The following is a 17,523-nucleotide window of genomic DNA, read 5'->3' as shown; positions in this document are numbered from 1 at the left end:
ATTATAAATATCGTATATGGGTTCTAGTGAAGGAACACTAGCAGGATTCCCTTAATACCAGTTCAACCGGTAAAAGGACTTTTTTCACCGGGGCGTTTTCCTGGTTTAATTGTTCCAGGAGAAGCCTGGCGGCCTGCCGGCCCAGTTCCAGGCTGGGGGAATGAATGGTGCTTAATGAAGGGGTACAAAAGGCGGCTGAGGGTATATCATCAAAACCAATAATGGCCAGGTCGGCAGGTATTTTTATTCCCAGCTGTTGAGCTGCCTTAAGGGCGCCGATGGCCAGGATATCATTAAAAGCAAAGATGGCAGTGGGAGGGTTGGAGTTCTTAGTAATTAACGTGAGCAGGGCATTGGCTCCTGATTCCAGCAAGGCATAATCTCCGTAGGCAACCTGTTTCTTGGTAAGAGGAATACCAGCTTCTTTTAAAACGTATTTTACGGTTTGCAGGCGCCGGCAAGTAGTCACCATCCGGGGATTCCCGGCAATAACACCTATTTGCCGGTGCCCGCGGCTGATTAAAAATTGAATAGCCATCGTAGTACCTGCTCTATCATCGATGTAAACAGAACTTAAATGGGGATCATCAGGGAGATGCTCCACCAAGACGGCCGGAACTTTAATTTGTTCAAGGATCGGCTGGTAGTCGCTGGGGAAAAAACCTGACCCCGACAGGATTAACCCGTCAACCTGACGTTGGTCTAAGTTCTTGATAATTGTTAATTCCTTTTCGGCATAGCCTTGTGAGCTAAAGATAACCAGACTGTATCCCTGGCTGATTAAAAAATTTTGACTCCCTTCAGCCAGCTGACCAAAAAAAGAATTATTTAAGGTTGGTACTACCAGGGCAATTTGGTTAGTTTTACCTGTCGCCAATCCCCTGGCAAGGGGATTGGGTTTATAACCCAGGTCTTCAACTAAAGCCAGGATTTTTTCCCTGGTAGCGGGCCGGACCATTTCGGGCCGGTTGAGGGCCCGGGAAACGGTAGCTACTGACACCCCGGCTTTAGCTGCAATAGATTTAATATCTATGTTCAAGCTCTTCACCCCGGTATAATACAAACGCTTGCATTTATTCTCTCATATATCATAATCTATATGGAGTTATACTAGCAAGTTTCCTTTAAAAATTTTTTCGAGTCCAGGAGGATATTTAATAAAAATAGCGAATAACCAAATAAAGAATGTAACCCTTTACATTTCGAGTCGCTCTTTTATTACGAAGGGCAGGTGATTCATTAATGCTAGCGCTGGTGAAGTATGCCCCTGGTCCTGGGAACATGGAGCTCAGGCAACTGCCGGAACCAGAGCCTGGGCCGGGACAAGTAAGGCTTAAGGTAGCATATACTGGGATTTGCGGCTCTGACATACATATTTATTCGGGCGCTATTGAATTAAATAATTATCCACTAGTACCTGGCCATGAAATAAGCGGTATTATTGATGCTATCGGACCGGGAGTCAATGAATGGAAGGTGGGTGAGCGAGTAACAACCGAACATACTTTTTCCACCTGCGGCCATTGTCGCTATTGCCGCCAGGGTGAGTACCAGGAGTGTGCCGTCAGGCGCTCCCTGGGCTTTGATACTAATGGTGGTTTTGCTGAATATGTTATTGTAGCTGCTGATATGCTTCATCGTATTCCAGATAAACTTCCCCTGGAAGCGGCCGCCTTAAGTGAACCCTTAGCAGCTGCTGTTCATGCTGTGGCTAAGGCAAATATCAAATGGGGCGATGTTGTTCTGATTATTGGGCCCGGACCCATGGGGCAGTTAGTAGCCCAGGTAGCCAAGGCCGAAGGGGCAAGGATTATAGTCGTTGGCGCACCGGGAGATGGAGAACGTCTCCAGGTGGCTTCTACCCTTGGAGCCGACCACACTTTTCATACGGGGGAAGAGTATATAAAAGAGGTCCTCCTTGATTTAACGGGGGGCTACGGAGCGGATGTTGTGCTGGAATGCTCGGGTGCCGGGGGTGGAGCGGTCCTGGGACTTGAGGTTATTCGCCGTCAGGGGACATATATTCAAGTCGGCCTCTTTGGAAAGCCAGTAGAACTGGATTATGAAAAAATTACTTATAAAGAGTTGACGATAAAAGGGACTTTCTGCCATAACTGGCCCGACTGGGAAAAAGCCTTGGCCTTGATGGTGGCGGGGAAGGTAAGATACCAGGAATTAATTACCACCTGTCTGCCCCTGGTGAAGTGGGAAGAGGGCTTCAGATTAATGGCCAAACGTCAGGGTTTAAAGGTATTGTTAATGCCGGGAGAGAGGAGGTGGACATAGTGCGAAGTATCATCTTTAATGCACCCGGGAAATTAGCCATGCGCGAAATACCTATGCGGCCCATAGCAGATGATGAGGTGCTGGTAAAGGTTGAGGCTTGCGGTCTTTGTACGTGGGAACGAAGTGTTTATGAAGGTCTAGAGCCGGCTGAGTTTCCTTTTATTGGCGGCCACGAAATAGCTGGGAAGGTAGCAGCTGTAGGTTCCAAGGTAATGCCAGCCATAGCGGTAGGACAACCAGTAGCTGTAGCCAGTTTGACCCGCTGCGGGGAATGTTATTATTGCCAACGCGGCTTAAATAACCAGTGTCTTCAAGTTAAGAGCAAACCTGTAAACGATCAGCCTTGGGGACCGGGAGGATTTGCTGAATATATGTATGTTAAACGTTATATGGTTCACCCCCTGGCTAATATTACTAATCTGGATACAGGTATCCTGGCTGAACCTTTAGCCTGCGTTATCAGGGCCATCAGGCGAGCCGATTTAAGGGCGGGTGACACCGCTGTGGTAATTGGCGCAGGGTTAATGGGCCTGCTTTTTACCCTGGTAGCGAAGTATTATGGAGCCAGGGTAATCATCAGTCAACCCAGTGCAACCCGCCGGCAAAAAGCTATCGACCTGGGGGCCGATTATGCCTTTGACCCTCGCCAGGAAAATTTCGTAGATTTTGTCCGGGGACATACCGGTGGTTATGGTGCCAACGTAGTTTTTTATACTGCCGGTGGCCAGCAGGCAATTGTTGATGGTCTAAAAGCCCTGGCCAAAGATGGCCATTTGGTAGTATATGCTCCGATACATCCTGAAGCAGCGTTAACCCTGGATATCAACGATTTTCATTATAGGGAAATTACCCTAACCGGGAGTCTAATGCATGATCATCAAAGCTTTGTCACGGCCACAGAATTAATATCTCGAGGGGTGGTTAGATTATCCAGTTTTAACATCTTACGTATGCCTTTTACCCAAATTGAAACTGCCATAGAGAGGGCTAAGGATAAAAACATCCATCGCATCTTGCTTTACTGGCCTGATTCCAATTAAAACCACATTTTCGACCCTAAAAAATATAGAGGAACTTTAAACCCCCTGCAAGGGCATTTGCACGTTAAAATCTTTTAGTGAAGATGTATTAAATATTTCCGGGTGTTGTAAAGGGGAAAGAAGGCCATACCGGTACTCTAGCAAGTCTCCCGGATAACCAGCTTGGCTGGTATAAATACCCGCCGCCTGGTACTAGCTGCTTTTTCTTCGGCGATATGTTCCAGGAGCATTCTGGCTGCATAGGCACCAATCTCATTGCTGGGAGAGTGAACGGTACTTAAACGTGGGCGCGTGTAAGCTGCCAGGGGGATATCGTCAAAGCCGATAATAGCTACATCTCCGGGAACCTGCAAACCCCTATCAAGGACGGCATTAAGCGCTCCAATAGCCAGCAGGTCATTAAAAGCAAAAACAGCTGTCATCCGGGCATCGCTATCCAGTAAGCGAAGCATTCCCCGGTAGCCACTTTCTACCGATATATAACTGCCATTGACAATATGGTTTAACGTTAACCCGGCTTCTTTTAAAACTGATCGGGCTGCCTCTAAGCGCCGCCTTGTTAAAAGCATTTGCCCTTCGCCGGCAATAATACCTATTTCCCGGTGGCCTTTTTGCAGGAAATATTTTATGGCCATCTGGGTTCCCTGACGGTCATCTATGTTGATGCAACTAATACCCGCCCGGACAGGAATGGTATCCAGGTCAGGCATATCTTCGACGACAACAATGGGGATATTTAAACCCTCCAAAATCTGCTGGTATCCTGCTTGCAGGGAACCGGAACCGGCTAAGATAATGCCATCTACGTGACGCCGGATGATATTATTAAATATTGTTCGTTGCTTAGAGATTTCTTCCTCAAAGGAAAAGATACTGGTAGTATAACCGGCATTCGATAATTCTGCCTCACATCCTTCGGCCAATTGGCTAAAATAGGGATTGCGTAAGGTGGGAAACACAAGGGCTACAGTATAGGTACGACCTGTTAAAAGGCTTTTGGCTAGAGGGTTAGGGCTATATTGCATTTCGTCGACAATTTGCATAATCCGGGCCCGGGTTTGCGGCCGCACCATTTCGGGCTTATTTAAAGCCCGTGAAACTGTAGCTATAGAAACCCCGGCCTTGGCTGCGATAGTTTTTATATCCATCCAAGGGTCATTCCTTTGCCTGTATATCAATTTCATTTAACCTTCATTCTATAGTAATATCTCTGTCCTGGCCTCGTCAACATAAAATTTTATTTTTAATTTAAAAAGCTTGGCAGAAGGAATTTAAAAAATAATGGCGAATTAGCATATCATCCAAAATGTAAAGGTTTACATTGAAACACTAACTCAAACTTTTTAGAGCGAGAGGTAGAACTAGTGTCAGATATACAGGCTGTTGGCTGTTGGTCAATCGGACTTAGTGGACTTAGTATGGAGAAACAATCAAATTTTAATAGTAGAATGTTTTAGGGGAGTGGTTATGATGTCTAATTGATACTTATTATCTTAAGTTATAAATATTAAGGAGGCACTGTTTTGATTAAACTTTTAGGTATTTGCGGCAGTCCGCGTAAAGCGGCCACCGAGTATGTGCTTACAGAAGCTTTAAAGGCTGCCGCCTCAATTGAAGGAGTTACTACCGAACTCATTACTTTACGCAACAAAAAAATAAATTTTTGTTTGCATTGCGATCGCTGTGTAAAAAACGGCTTGAATTACTGTCCCGCACATAATGACGATATGCGTCCTCTTTACCAGGTATTTTATGATGCTGACGCCTATCTCCTGGCTTCACCGGTTTACAACATGGGGGCGACCGGTCAAATGGTTACTTTCTTAAACCGTTTTCGCCCAACTTATACCCTGTTAAAAAAAGATCCTTTCTATTTTTCCCGAAAGGTAGGTGGGGCCATTACCGTCGGCGGTACCCGTAACGGCGGTCAGGAAACGACCTTGAATGTTTTACTGGGCTTTTATTATACCCACGGCATCCTGGTAGCCAGCGGTGGCCTCGGTATTTACCATGGTGCTGCCATCTGGAGTCAGGACCGGAGGGCAGAAGGGGCCCAGGAAGACTTGCTTGGGCTTACCAATGCCCAAACTATCGCCCGTCGGGTAGCTGAAGCCGCGCTGATGATTAAGCAAGGATTAGAGCCGCCAACCCTTGCGCCGAATGTTACCGGGAGGTAAAGTTGCTTTGGAAAAGGAAGATCTATTATTGGTTAAAGGGATGCAGTTTTGGGCCAAACACGGTTATTTTCCTGAGGAAAACACGTTAGGCCAGCGTTTTGTTGTCGATGTTGAAGTTTCTATTGATATGAGCCATACCTGTACTACCGACGACCTGACGGGCTCTTTAAGCTATATGGATGTTTACGCCATTGCTGAGCGGGTGGCAACTAAAGAACAATATAGGACAGTGCAAAGGATTGCCCAGCGTATCGCCGATGAAATAATAGCTGCCTACCCTATAAAGCAAGTCCGGGTGACAGTAAAAAAACCCTCTGTGGCCATCGGCGGTATTGTGGAATATAGCGGTTGCTCCATAGTCCGGGAGCCGCAAAAAAATTAATTGTTAAGGAGGAAGACAAAATGAGTAAAGGCTTGCGGAAATGTTTGGTGTTTGTAGTCATCGCTTTGCTGGTGCTGGCCCTGGTAGCCGGGTGTGGTAGTAAGCCAGCTAATGAAACTGGTAAACAAGGCAATACGTCTACAACCAGCAACAGTAACACTAATAGTGACACTAAAGGTGAATTTAAGGTGGCCCTGATTGCTCCCGGGGCGGTTAATGATGGCGGGTGGAATGCTTCAGCTTTACAGGGTTTAAATGAGATTCAGGCCAAGCTGGGGGCTAAAATTGCCTATACAGAAAAAGTCGCTCCAGCCAATTATACCCAAGTAATCCGTACTTACGCCCGCCAGGGTTATAACCTTATTTTTGGACACAGCTTTGATTTTGATGAAGCCATGAAATCGGTGGCGCCAGAATTCCCTAATACCCAGTTCGTGGTGATCAATGGCAGCGTTACCGGTCCCAATTTAGCTTCAACCAGTTTTAAATTTGGCGAACTAGGTTACTTCACAGGCATGACAGCAGGTTTAATCACCAAGAGCAACAAAGTTGGCGTCGTTGCTCCTATGGCCGCTCCAACTGTTACCGCTGATATTGATACCTTTAAAGAAGGTGTTGCCAAGGTAAACCCCAAAGCTAGTGTAGCGGTATCCTATGTTGGCAGCTGGGAAGATATCCCGAAAGCCAAGGAAGCAGCCAAGGCCTTACTATCCCAGGGTAATGATGTTTTGCTGGTTATGGGTAATTCCTTTAGTATTGGTGTTTTCCAGGCCTGTAAGGATGCTAATGCCAAGGCTATTGGCTGGGTGACGGATCAGAATTTCATGGCGCCGGATACAATCGTTACCAGCGGACTGCAGTCGGTGGAGGCCCTTTATCTCAAAATAGCTGAAACGGCTAAAAAGGGAAAACTGGAACCACAGCATTATGTTTATGGAATGAAGGATGGCGCCCAGTCACTGGCACCCTTTAAAAACGTACCGCAAGATGTAGTTGATAAAGTTCAAAGTGCTGTTAAAGATTATCTGGATGGCAAATTTTCCATTAAAACCTTGTATTAAGGAGTGACTTACCACGGGTAGCCGTTTTGGGGTTAAAATCCTGGATACCCTCAATTACCTTTTCATAGCCCTGCTAGCCATAACCGTGGCTCTGTTTATAAGTTCCTTTATTTTGTTCTGGCAGGGAAGTAACCCTTTACAAGCATATGCAGCCATGTTTGAAGGCGCTTTTAGTGGCCTGGGTAACTTCGGGGCCAGTTTGGTCCTGGCCATACCTTTAATGCTGGCTGGTCTGGGCATTGCCCTGGCTTTTCGCTCCGGGATCTTCAACATTGGTGCTGAAGGACAACTTTATCTTGGAGCTATGGCTGCAACTTATTTTGGTGCCCGTTACCATGATTTACCATTCATTATTCACCTCCCCCTGGCGCTGGCGGCAAGTTGTGCCGCCGGCGCCCTGTGGGCTTTAATCCCGGGATATTTAAAAGTGCGCCGGGGGTTCAATGAAGTTATTACCACAATCCTTTTAAACTACATTGGTGTCCACTTTGTTAATTATGCCGTTAACAGCTTTTTAAAAGACCCGGCTACCTATGCCCCCCAATCACCGCCGGTAGCTGCTACTGCCCGGTTGCCCAAACTTTTGCCGGGAACCGAACTTAATGCAGGGCTTTTCCTGGGCTTACTAGCGGCAGGGATACTATTTGTTATAATCTACAAAACTGATTGGGGTTACCAGTTACGGGCGGTGGGCTCTAATCCTGAAGCCGCACGGACGGCCGGCATGAACGCCGACCGCACTTTAATTGGCGCTATGATAGTCAGCGGCTCCCTGGCCGGTTTAGCCGGGGCAGTCCAAATTCTGGGCTACCAGTATATTTTACTGCAAGACTTTTCACCCAATACCGGCTATGATGCCATCGCTGTAGCGCTTCTTGGTAAACTTAATCCTCTAGGTACAGTAATGGCAGCCATTTTTTTCGGTGCTTTACGGAATGGCGCTAATACTATGCAGATTCTCACGGGTATTCCGGTTACCATCGTCTATGTTATCCAGGCCATTATTATCCTCTGTGTCCTGGGTTTTACTAGACTAAAGCTTAATTTCATCAGGTTCAGTCAGCCGCGTGAGGTGGACTTTTAATGGTTTTACTTGATATATTTACCGATGCAGACTTCTACAATGCTGCCATCCGGTTAACCACCCCCCTCTTGCTGGCAGCTATGGGCGGGCTTTTTAGCGAACGGGCCGGAGTTTTAAACCTGGGATTAGAAGGTATGATGCTCATGGGCGCTTTTTTTGGCTACCTTGGTGCCTTTTATTCCCATAGTGTCCTTATCGGCCTCGTGGTCGCAGCTCTATGTGGTGGGCTACTGGCCCTGTTGCATGCTTATTTGAGTATTACCGTCAAGGTAGACCAGATTGTGACGGCAGTTGGCCTTAATATGCTTGCCCTGGGAATAACTAGCACCTTTTTTCGCCTGATTTTTGGTATGGACCTCAAACAACTGGAAAGCCCGGGGATGGTACCCGTAAATTTTGGTGCTTTAAGTAAAATCCCTTTTATTGGCCATATATTTTTTGAACAGGTACCCCTGGTTTATCTGGCCGTTGTCCTGGTACTTTTGGTTAACTATATCCTTTATCATACTTCCTGGGGCCTGTCTATCCGGGCTGCCGGTGAACATCCCAAGGCCCTGGATGTAGCTGGCATTGATGTGGTCAAAGTACGTTACCTGGCAGTCGTCCTCAGCGGCTTCTTGTCCGGCCTGGGAGGAGCAGCCATTACCTTGAGCGGCATTAACACCTTTTACGATAATATTACTGCTGGGCGTGGTTTTATCGCCTTTGCCGCTATAGTGTTCGGTAAATGGACAGCCGCTGGCACCGCTATGGCAACCCTCTTATTTGGGGCAGGTGAAGCGTTGCAATTACGCTTACAGGCCTTTAATTTCCAACTGCCCTATCAATTCTTTTTGATGTTACCTTATGCCCTTACTTTGATAGTCCTTATATTCTTCATGGGGCCTGCTAAAGGTCCGGCCGCCAGCGGTCTTCCTTATATCAAGGATAAAGCCCGCGGCCATCATCGCCGGACAGTAAAGGTAAAGCAATCGGGGGCGAATTTATGAAACCTATTCTAAGCCTGCGCGGCATAGTTAAGGAGTTCCCGGGAGTCCTGGCTAATGACCATATTGACCTGGATGTTTATCCGGGAGAAGTTCATGCTTTATTGGGAGAAAACGGCGCCGGTAAAAGTACCTTAATGAATATTCTTTATGGCCTCTATGGCGCCGATGCCGGCCATATTTTTTTAGAGGGCCGGGAAGTTATAATTGATTCCCCCCGGCAAGCCATCAGACTGGGTATTGGCATGGTGCACCAGCACTTTATGCTCATTCCGGCTCTAACAGTTGCTGAAAATATCATTCTGGGCATGGCCGGTGGTATCCATCTCAACCTGAGAGAAGCTGCCCGAAAAATCAGGGTTGCGGGTGATCAATATGGCTTAAAGGTTAATCCTGAGGCTCGAGTAGCCACATTATCTGTCGGCCAACAGCAACGGGTAGAAATTCTGAAAGCCCTATACCGGGGTGCCAGGATTTTAATTCTCGATGAACCGACGGCTGTCCTTACTCCTCAGGAAACTCAAGAGCTGTTTATAATCTTAAAACGGCTTACTGCTGAAGGCGTTACCGTCATTTTTATTAGCCACAAGCTGAATGAAGTAATGGCTATTAGCCGCAGGGTTTCCGTATTGCGCCGGGGTCGTCTTGTTAAGACGGTTTTTACTGAGGTTACCTCTCCTGAAGAACTGGCTCGCCTGATGGTTGGGCGGGAAGTAAATCTTCATTTAGATAAACAATCCTCTCGCCCCGGTATGCCAGTGTTAGAAGTAGAAGATTTGCATGTGCAAAAGGAACAAAATTTACCGGCTGTGCGGGGGATATCTTTTACAGTACGTGCCGGTGAAATTTTCGGTTTGGCCGGTGTCGACGGCAATGGTCAGTCCGAATTAATCAAAGCTATTACAGGCTTGCTCCCCGTTAGCAAGGGTCGAATTAAGGTTTGCGGCCAGGAAGCAACAAACCTGCCGCCGCGAAAACTTCTCGACCTGGGCCTGGCCCATATACCTGAAGATCGCCAGCGACAAGGTTTAGTGCTGGATATGAACCTTAAAGAAAACCTAATTCTCGAATATTTTTACCAGCCACCTTTTACTCGGCATCATTTTTTACAAGCCAAACCAATGCAGGAACTGGCAAACAGATTAATCAAGGCTTATGATATCCGGACCCCTAATAGCGAGGTGCCGGCTGTTAACCTTTCTGGCGGCAATCAACAAAAGGTAATCCTGGCGCGGGTACTTTACCGCCAGCCTAAACTCCTGATTGCCGTTCATCCCACACGGGGATTGGATGTTGGGGCAACGGAGTATATTCATCGCAACCTCATTGCAGAAAGAGACAAGGGTTGTGCGGTGTTATTGGTTTCTACTGAACTTGATGAGATATTAAATCTAAGCGACCGTATCGGGATTATTTATGAGGGAGTATTAATGGACATTGTTGATACCACTAATGCTGATATCACCAACATTGGCCTATTGATGGCGGGCAGAAAGCAAAAAGCCGAGGAGGCAGTTTAATTGAAAGAAGTAGACCTTATTGTTGTTGGTGGCACCATAGTAACTATGGATGCCGCCCGGACTATAATTTTTAATGGTGCCCTGGCTATTGAGGGCAGTAAGATTGTGGCTATGGGAACCTCGGCTGAAATAACAGCTGCCTATAAGGGGAGAAAGCTAATTAATGCCAAGGGTCATTATATTTTTCCTGGTTTGATTAATAGCCATACCCATCTATTTCAAACCTTACTCAAGGGTCTGGCCGCCGATACCCCTTTACAAACCTGGATTGCCCGCCTGATAACCCCTGTTGTACCTTTGCTTAGTGAGGAAGATTGCTATTATGCCGCCCAACTGGGTATATTGGAAGCCATCCGCAGCGGTACGACGACCTTGCTGGATTTTATGTATCTGACCTGCCACCCGGAATTTTCGGAAGCAGTTATTACGGCCGCCCAAACGACCGGCATCCGCCTGCTCTTTGGTCGGGGCGTGCATGATACCGGTGTTAACCGGGGTGTCCCGCCCCAACTGATTGAAGATGTGGATACCGTTCTGACGGAAGTGGACTATCTACGCCGGCAGTATGAATTAAAAAGCGATGGAATGATTCATATTTGGCTGGCGCCTTCAGTGATGTGGGGGATGAGTTATAGCGGTCTACGTTCCCTTGCAGCTTATGCCACGGAAAACAAGGTTCCCATTACCATGCACTTAATGGAAACAGATTATGACATTGATCTTTGCCAGGCTGATTACGGGAAACGGCCTCTGGAAATCCTGGCCGAGATGGGTATGCTGGCTAACCATTTTCTTTTAGTGCATGGGGTTCAAGCTGAAGAGAGTGATTTACAATTAATGGATGCATACCGGGTATCTTGGTCCCATTGTATGGCGGCTAATCTCTATCTAGGGTCAGGTGTTGCCCCCATAACCCGGGCCTCCCCGGCGACCGCTGTCTCTTTGGCTACTGACGGCGCTGCCAGTAATAACAGCCAGAATATGATTGAATTATTAAAGCTCACGGCTTTGGTGCATAAAGGTGTCTACCGCAATCCAGGTATTATTAATGCCTCCCGCATTATTGCTATGGCCACCTGTGAAGGTGCCCGGGCGGTTGGAATGGAGAAACAAATTGGCACCCTGGCACCTGGTTACCGGGCTGATTTATTTATAGTTAACCCAGGGTTACCAACAACTACTCCGGTCCACGATCCCCTGGCGACTCTGGTCTACTCTTGCGATCAGGAAAATATCGAGACGGTAATAATTAACGGGAAGATTGTGATGCATTGCCGCCACCTGCTTACTATCAATGAAGAAGAAGTAGTCAATAAAGTCCAAGATATTGCCCGCCGCCTCAGGGATAAATTAAATATATAGTTTAATTATGCAGGTGTCTCTATACGTAAGAGAGCCGATGTTACCGCTGTCGCCGTCGGAGGGGAACGAGGGTGTTTAGCTATAACCAGGAAGCAGTCAGAATTATAAAGGAAAATGTATTACCACGGTCGGAAGAACTACGTATTGGCGTGCAGGTTTTGGACAATGGTGCCACCGTAATCGATATGGGGATTAATTATCCCGGTAGTTGGAATGCAGCCCGTTATTTCGTCCAGATCGGCCTGGGCGGCCGGGGGGAAGTCAAGTACGGTAAAATGGAAATAGCAGGTTACCTGGTGCCGACCATTGGCGTTTATGTGACCAGGCCGGTGATAACTGAGATGAGCTCCCATGTAGCCTACTGGAAGTTGAAATATAAAGATCAGAGTATTGTCATTTCCGGTCCTATCCGGGCCATCAAGGCTCCGGATGTATTTGCCCAGGCGGTATCTTACCGGGAACCCCATGGCGAATACGGGGTAGCCATGATCCAGACGACGGAATTACCTGGTCCCGACCTTGCCGACCTGATTGCTCGTGAAGCAGGAGTACCGGCAGCAAAACTTTATATATTAGCAGCTGGCACTGGAACCATAGTAGGAGCCGTTCAGGTGGCAGCTCGCAATGTAGAGCAGACTTTACCTTCCCTTTATGACCGCGGGTTTAAAATGAATAACATAATCCAGGCGTTCGGTATTGCTCCAGTTGTGGCTATAGTGTCGGATGAGATGGAGGCTTATGGCCGCGTAAATGACTGCCTGATCTACGGCCAAGAAACAATCCTATGGGTGGATTGTGAAGATGGGGAAATAGAAAAGGTCCTGGCTGACCTGCCTTTCAATAAAAATAGCGACGTTTACGGGGTCCCATTCAAAGAACTTTTTGCCAGGTGCGGTGGTTCGTGGGCCAAGGTACCCCGGGACTGGGATGCTCCTGCTAAAGTAACCTTTTTTAACGTCCGGAGCGGGCGCAGTTATGCTACCGGTTCCATTAATAACAAGGTTTTATTAAATGATTTTTGGGGGTAAGGAGTTGAAAAGTGAAAACAGTTGACTATTGCTTGCAGAATTTGCCGGCATTAAAGGACAGACAGGAAAGCCTTGATATTAGCTTCATCGAGATACCGGGACGGCCGCTACTCATCGATATGGGTGTACAAGCCCAGGGTGGCTGGGCCGCTGCTAAAGCAGCCCTGGATTTTTTCCTGGAAGGCAGGGGCGTAGTTGAATTCGGGGACTTAAGGGTAGAAAACTGGCGCCTGGCAACGCTAGACATATTCTGGGACAACCTGCCTGCTACCTTGCGGGAAACATACCTGGGGGGAGGCTCCCAAATATATACAGGCAAGAGGGTAGATATAACGTTACCTATAGCATTTTTAAGTGCCGCTAATTTGCCCAAGGACGAGGGCTGGTGGGCTAAATTTAATATTCTGGATGAACGGGAAAGGCTTTACTGCATTATCGTGGCCCGCCAGGGAAGCTTGGTGCATAATATCTTCAAGGCGGCATTTTATCTTTCCAGCAATATTGACCTGTTGCTGCAAAAAGGAGTGGCACCGGAGGATTTTCTATGGGGTTGGGGTAGTTGCCCCATAGCTCCTTTTAAGCACCAGGCAAAACATTTGGCCTGTCACGGGGCAGTGACTAGTTTCTGGCTCAAGGGAGAAGACGAAAGGTTAGCTGCTCTAACCGAAGGGTTAGGCGGCTTCGGTGAAATAAGGCTTCACAACTTTTCTTCCGGCCGCACGTTTATCAGTGGTAAAATAGATCGACGGCAAATCCCCGGCCTGCTGGAGGGTATTTCCTCGCAGGGCTAGAATTCTATAACCCGAGGTGGGATATAAAAAAGGAAGAGCTGGAGGATTTCTGGTGCAGCTTAATATAAAAATCAAGGTAAAAGGGTGGGGTAAGATGCCGAATCAATTTTATTTGTCTACGAGACTTTACTTTGGTGCCGGGGCACGCCGAGAATTAACTAATTTTTTACAAGCTAAGGATAGAGTTCTAGTGATTACAGACCGGGGTGTAGTAGAAAGCAGTACCCTACTCAAAATAGAAGAAATATTAGAGGAAAGCGGTAACAGCCGGGAAATCTATAGCGATATTGTACCCAACCCGCGGGCTGCTACTGTAGAAAAGGCTCTGGAGTTTGCCCGGGACTTCGGAGCGACCGCCATCATTGCCTTGGGCGGGGGTAGCCCCCTGGATGTGGCCAAAATGGTCAGCGTCCTGCTGACCAATGGGGGCAGGCTGGAAGAATACCAGTGGGCTGGGAAACCCTTACAGGTACCAGGGATACCCCTTTACGCCCTGCCCACTACAGCCGGTACCGGGAGTGAAGTAACCCGGACGGCAGTTATCGTGGACCGTAACACCAAAAAGGGCATCGTCAGCGAAAAATTATTGCCGGTAGCAGCCTTTATTGACCCCGAGCTAATGCTTACTTTACCACCGTTTATTACAGCAATAACAGGTATGGATGCCTTAACCCACGCTATTGAAGCCCTGGTGGCCAGGAAGAGCAACCCGTTTACCGATGCTTGGGCAGCGGAGGCGATAAAACTGCTGGGACAATGGCTACGCAAAGCCTTTGCTGTAGGCGATGACCTGGTAGCCAGGGAGCAGGTAGCTATAGCCAGTAGCCTGGCGGGTGCTGCCATGGACCAGGCAGGGTTGGGTATTGTCCACGCCCTGGCAGGACCCTTAAGTAGCTACTATGATGTACCCCATGGACTGGCCAATGCCGTCTTGCTCCCCTGGGGTATGAACTTTAATCTGGTTGCAGTACCTGAAAAGTACGCCCTTATTGCACACTTACTGGGTAAAGGGGTTGGCGAAAGTATCGACGTGGCCGCCCGGGAAGCAGTAATGGCTGTACACGAGCTTTTAAGCGATCTTGAACTACCGGCAAACCTGGCTTCCTACTTGCAAAAGGAAGAGGATATCGCTCAGTTTGCAGGGGAAGCAGCCGCGATGTTTCTCGCCAAAGCTAACCCCCGGGTAGTTACTCCAGAGGCGTGTAAAGGGATTTTACAGAAGGTATTAAAAGGCTGACAATGTTGGGAGTAGGGAACCGGCTTCAGGGGTATACTGCATCTGGAAATTTGTTATCCGGAGGCAGGAGGTTGACTATGAAGGCGATTATCATGGCCGGCGGGGAGGGGTCGCGCTTGCGGCCCCTGACCTGCAAGCGGCCCAAACCCCTGGTGCCGGTGGCCAACCGGCCGGTAATGGAATACTGCCTGGACCTGTTACGTGACCTGGGTATCAAAGAAGTAGGGGTGACCCTGCAGTACCTACCGGCATTGATCCAGGAATACTTCGGTGACGGCAGAAACTTCGGCCTGCACCTGCATTATTTTGTGGAGGATAAGCCCCTGGGTACCGCCGGCAGCGTCAAAAACGCGGCTTCCTTTTTAGATGAAACCTTTGTGGTGGTAAGCGGCGACGCCCTTACGGATTTTGACCTGCGGCCGGCTATTGCCCGGCACAAGGAAAGCGGCGCCCTGGCCACCCTGGTGCTAACGACTGTCGACAACCCCCTGGAGTACGGGGTAGTGATTACCAATCCCGACGGCAGCATCCGTTCCTTCCTGGAAAAGCCCAGCTGGGGCGAGGTTTTCAGCGACCGGGTCAATACCGGCATCTATATCCTGGAGCCCGAGGTCCTGGAACTGGTGCCGGAAGGGCAGCCCTTTGACTTCAGCAAGGACCTCTTCCCCCGGTTGTTAAAGGAAAAGCGTCCCCTCTACGGGGTGACTCTATCTGGTTACTGGTGTGACATTGGTAATCTAGCCCAGTACCGCCAGGCCCAGGAGGACATTTTGCAGGGCAGGGTTAAAGTCCGGGTGGTGGGTGAAGACCGGGGTAAGGGCGTGGTGGCCGGTGCAGGAGTGGAGATTGACCCTGCGGCCAGGATTACAGGCCCGGTTCTGATAGGCAGCTATTGCCGTATCGGCCCGGGGGCTGTGGTCGGGCCTTTTACCGTGCTGGGGCCATACACCCGGCTGGAAGAAGGGGCCAGCGTCAAACGGTCCATCCTCTGGGATAATGTATATGTCGGGGAAGGAGCCAGCCTGCGGGGGGCGGTGGTCTGCAGCCGGGCCGGCCTGCAGCGGCAGGTGCGGATTTATGAAGGCGCGGTTATCGGCGACGGCAGCCAGGTAGACATCGGGGCGGAGGTGCGGCCGGAGGTAAAGGTCTGGCCGGAAAAAATTTTAGGCCGGGAGACGGTGGTGCATGAAAGCCTCATCTGGGGCCAGGGAACGGCTCGTCCCCTCTTTGTTGGCAGCCAGGCGCCGGGTTACCTGAAGGGAGATTTAACTCCCTTCCAGGTTACCCGCATGGGGGTGGCCTATGGTGCCAGTTTTACACCAGGGACCATGGTGGGCTTGAGTACCTTTGCCGGTGGGGCCGGGGAAATGCTCTTTAAGGCCATGGCCGCCGGCCTGATGGCTGCCGGGGTCAAGGTGGCCGACCTGGGCCGGTTACCAACCCCGGTCCATCGTTTTGCCGTCCGCTCTTTAAGGCTGGCCGGTGGCTGCCATATTAAACAGGATGCTGCTAACCGGGATAAGCTCTGGTTGCACCTGGTCAATGAGCGCGGCCACGATTTAGCTCCTGGAGCGGTGCGTAAAATCGAAAACCTCTACTGGCGGGAAGACGGCCGCCAGGTGAAAGAGGTACAGGCCACTACCTATTTCCCGGCCCTGCAGGAAACCTACCGCGAGTGGTTATTGTCGACCCTGGGGGACGCAGGGCTAAAGAGAAGGCCGGTACGGATAGCCCTGGGGTGCCAGGGAGAAATAGCCGCCCTGGCCGCTGAGGTGTTACAGCGGGCCGGCGCCGACGTGGTCCGGCTGGATTTTGACCCCGCTAAGGGCTGGAGGGATATCCAGGGTGATTTACCCTTTTTCGCCGCAGAAATCGGGCGCTACGGTGCCGGCCTGGGAGCAGCCATGGATCAAAATGGCGAGGAATTAATCCTTTTTACCGGTGAGGGGCGCCGGTTAACACCCTCCCAGCAACAGGCCCTGCTGGCCCGGGTCTACCTGGAAGCCAACCGGGAGGCGCGCCTGGTCCTGCCGGTGACGGCATCCCGGGTAGCGGAGCTGGTGGCCGGGCACCTGGGAGGAACGGTAGAGCGAGTGAAAAGCCATCCCGGTATCCACCAGGAAGCCATGGCCCGGGTGAATGGCGAAGCCGCCCCGGCGCAGCAGCACCTGCAGCTGGATGCCCTGGCAGCCCTCCTCTATATCCTGGACTGGCTGGCCCGGCGAGACGAGAGCCTGGCCGGGGCCGTGGCCGCCCTGCCGGCCGTCCATACCGTCACCCGGACCGTGCCCTGTCCCTGGGAAGCCAAGGGCCGGGTCATGCGCACTTTGATCAGCGAGGAACCGGCCGAAGGGGTGGAACTACTGGATGGGGTCCAGATACGCCAGCAAGATGGCTGGTCCCTGGTATTACCCGACGGGGAAACACCTCATTACCGCATATACAGCGAAGCCTTTTCCCAGGAGATGGCTGAAGAGCTGGCCAGTTTTTATGAGCGGCGCTTAAGGGAATTAATTCATGGAGGTAAAAATATGGACAGGAATAACGGGAAGAAGTAAAATATTTTTAC

The 17,523-nt window shown here is 49.5% G+C and carries 15 protein-coding genes; 13 read left to right on the top strand and 2 right to left on the bottom strand.

Features of this window, described 5'->3' with window-relative positions; genetic code table 11:
* Positions 1–37 precede the first annotated feature (37 nt).
* Positions 38–1,039: a LacI family DNA-binding transcriptional regulator gene (locus MGLY_RS02145; RefSeq protein ID WP_170290887.1), complete on the bottom strand. Its 1,002-nt coding sequence runs from the start codon at positions 1,037–1,039 to the stop codon at positions 38–40.
* 203 nt (positions 1,040–1,242) lie between these two features.
* Between MGLY_RS02145 and MGLY_RS02140 the strand changes: the two genes are divergently transcribed.
* Both MGLY_RS02140 and MGLY_RS02135 read left to right on the top strand, forming a co-directional pair.
* Positions 1,243–2,286 carry a zinc-dependent alcohol dehydrogenase gene (locus MGLY_RS02140; RefSeq protein ID WP_156271529.1) on the top strand — a complete coding sequence of 348 codons (1,044 nt, stop codon included), beginning with the start codon at positions 1,243–1,245 and terminating at the stop codon, positions 2,284–2,286.
* Positions 2,286–3,326, top strand: coding sequence for a zinc-dependent alcohol dehydrogenase (locus MGLY_RS02135; RefSeq protein ID WP_156271528.1), 1,041 nt, complete (start codon positions 2,286–2,288; stop codon positions 3,324–3,326). Before MGLY_RS02140 ends, MGLY_RS02135 begins: the two co-directional genes overlap by 1 nt.
* Positions 3,327–3,463: 137 nt before the next feature.
* Here MGLY_RS02135 and MGLY_RS02130 read toward each other — a convergent pair whose 3' ends face one another.
* Positions 3,464–4,474, bottom strand: a complete 1,011-nt coding sequence (locus tag MGLY_RS02130; RefSeq protein ID WP_170290885.1) for a LacI family DNA-binding transcriptional regulator — start codon at positions 4,472–4,474, stop codon at positions 3,464–3,466.
* A 375-nt stretch (positions 4,475–4,849) separates the two neighbouring features.
* Between MGLY_RS02130 and MGLY_RS02125 the strand changes: the two genes are divergently transcribed.
* From MGLY_RS02125 to MGLY_RS02075, 11 genes are all read left to right on the top strand, one after another.
* A complete protein-coding gene (locus MGLY_RS02125) occupies positions 4,850–5,503 on the top strand; it encodes a flavodoxin family protein (protein WP_156271526.1) in 654 nt (217 codons plus the stop codon).
* 7 nt (positions 5,504–5,510) lie between these two features.
* A complete protein-coding gene (folB, locus tag MGLY_RS02120) occupies positions 5,511–5,885 on the top strand; it encodes a dihydroneopterin aldolase (RefSeq protein WP_156271525.1) in 375 nt (124 codons plus the stop codon).
* A 71-nt stretch (positions 5,886–5,956) separates the two neighbouring features.
* Entirely contained in the window at positions 5,957–6,946 is a 990-nt protein-coding gene (locus MGLY_RS02115) for a BMP family protein (RefSeq protein ID WP_170290884.1), read from the top strand.
* Between the two features lie 154 nt (positions 6,947–7,100).
* Positions 7,101–8,030 (top strand): ABC transporter permease, encoded by a 930-nt coding sequence (locus MGLY_RS02110; RefSeq protein WP_156271523.1) that lies wholly within the window; start codon positions 7,101–7,103, stop codon positions 8,028–8,030.
* Positions 8,030–9,019: an ABC transporter permease gene (locus MGLY_RS02105; protein ID WP_156271522.1), complete on the top strand. Its 990-nt coding sequence runs from the start codon at positions 8,030–8,032 to the stop codon at positions 9,017–9,019. The genes MGLY_RS02110 and MGLY_RS02105 overlap by 1 nt, the downstream gene beginning before the upstream one ends.
* Complete coding sequence (locus MGLY_RS02100) at positions 9,016–10,536, top strand: ABC transporter ATP-binding protein (protein WP_156271521.1); 1,521 nt, start codon at positions 9,016–9,018, stop codon at positions 10,534–10,536. The genes MGLY_RS02105 and MGLY_RS02100 overlap by 4 nt, the downstream gene beginning before the upstream one ends.
* On the top strand, positions 10,537–11,898 hold the full coding sequence (locus tag MGLY_RS02095; protein ID WP_156271520.1) for an amidohydrolase family protein: 1,362 nt from the start codon (positions 10,537–10,539) through the stop codon (positions 11,896–11,898). It abuts the gene before it with no gap.
* A 71-nt stretch (positions 11,899–11,969) separates the two neighbouring features.
* Positions 11,970–12,926 carry a methenyltetrahydromethanopterin cyclohydrolase gene (gene mch, locus MGLY_RS02090; protein ID WP_156271519.1) on the top strand — a complete coding sequence of 319 codons (957 nt, stop codon included), beginning with the start codon at positions 11,970–11,972 and terminating at the stop codon, positions 12,924–12,926.
* A gap of 11 nt (positions 12,927–12,937) precedes the next feature.
* Complete coding sequence (locus MGLY_RS02085; RefSeq protein ID WP_156271518.1) at positions 12,938–13,717, top strand: hypothetical protein; 780 nt, start codon at positions 12,938–12,940, stop codon at positions 13,715–13,717.
* A gap of 94 nt (positions 13,718–13,811) precedes the next feature.
* Positions 13,812–14,954 carry an iron-containing alcohol dehydrogenase family protein gene (locus MGLY_RS02080; RefSeq protein WP_156271517.1) on the top strand — a complete coding sequence of 381 codons (1,143 nt, stop codon included), beginning with the start codon at positions 13,812–13,814 and terminating at the stop codon, positions 14,952–14,954.
* Between the two features lie 77 nt (positions 14,955–15,031).
* The gene (locus tag MGLY_RS02075; protein WP_156271516.1) at positions 15,032–17,512 is read left to right on the top strand and encodes a sugar phosphate nucleotidyltransferase; all 2,481 of its coding nucleotides are present in this window, start codon (positions 15,032–15,034) and stop codon (positions 17,510–17,512) included.
* The last annotated feature ends 11 nt before the right edge of the window (positions 17,513–17,523 follow it).

Source organism: Moorella glycerini, from assembly GCF_009735625.1.
Lineage (GTDB): Bacteria > Bacillota > DSM-521 > Neomoorellales > Neomoorellaceae > Neomoorella > Neomoorella glycerini.
The sequence above is the reverse complement of the archived record's forward strand: the minus strand, read 5'-3'. Positions and strand labels throughout refer to the sequence as shown.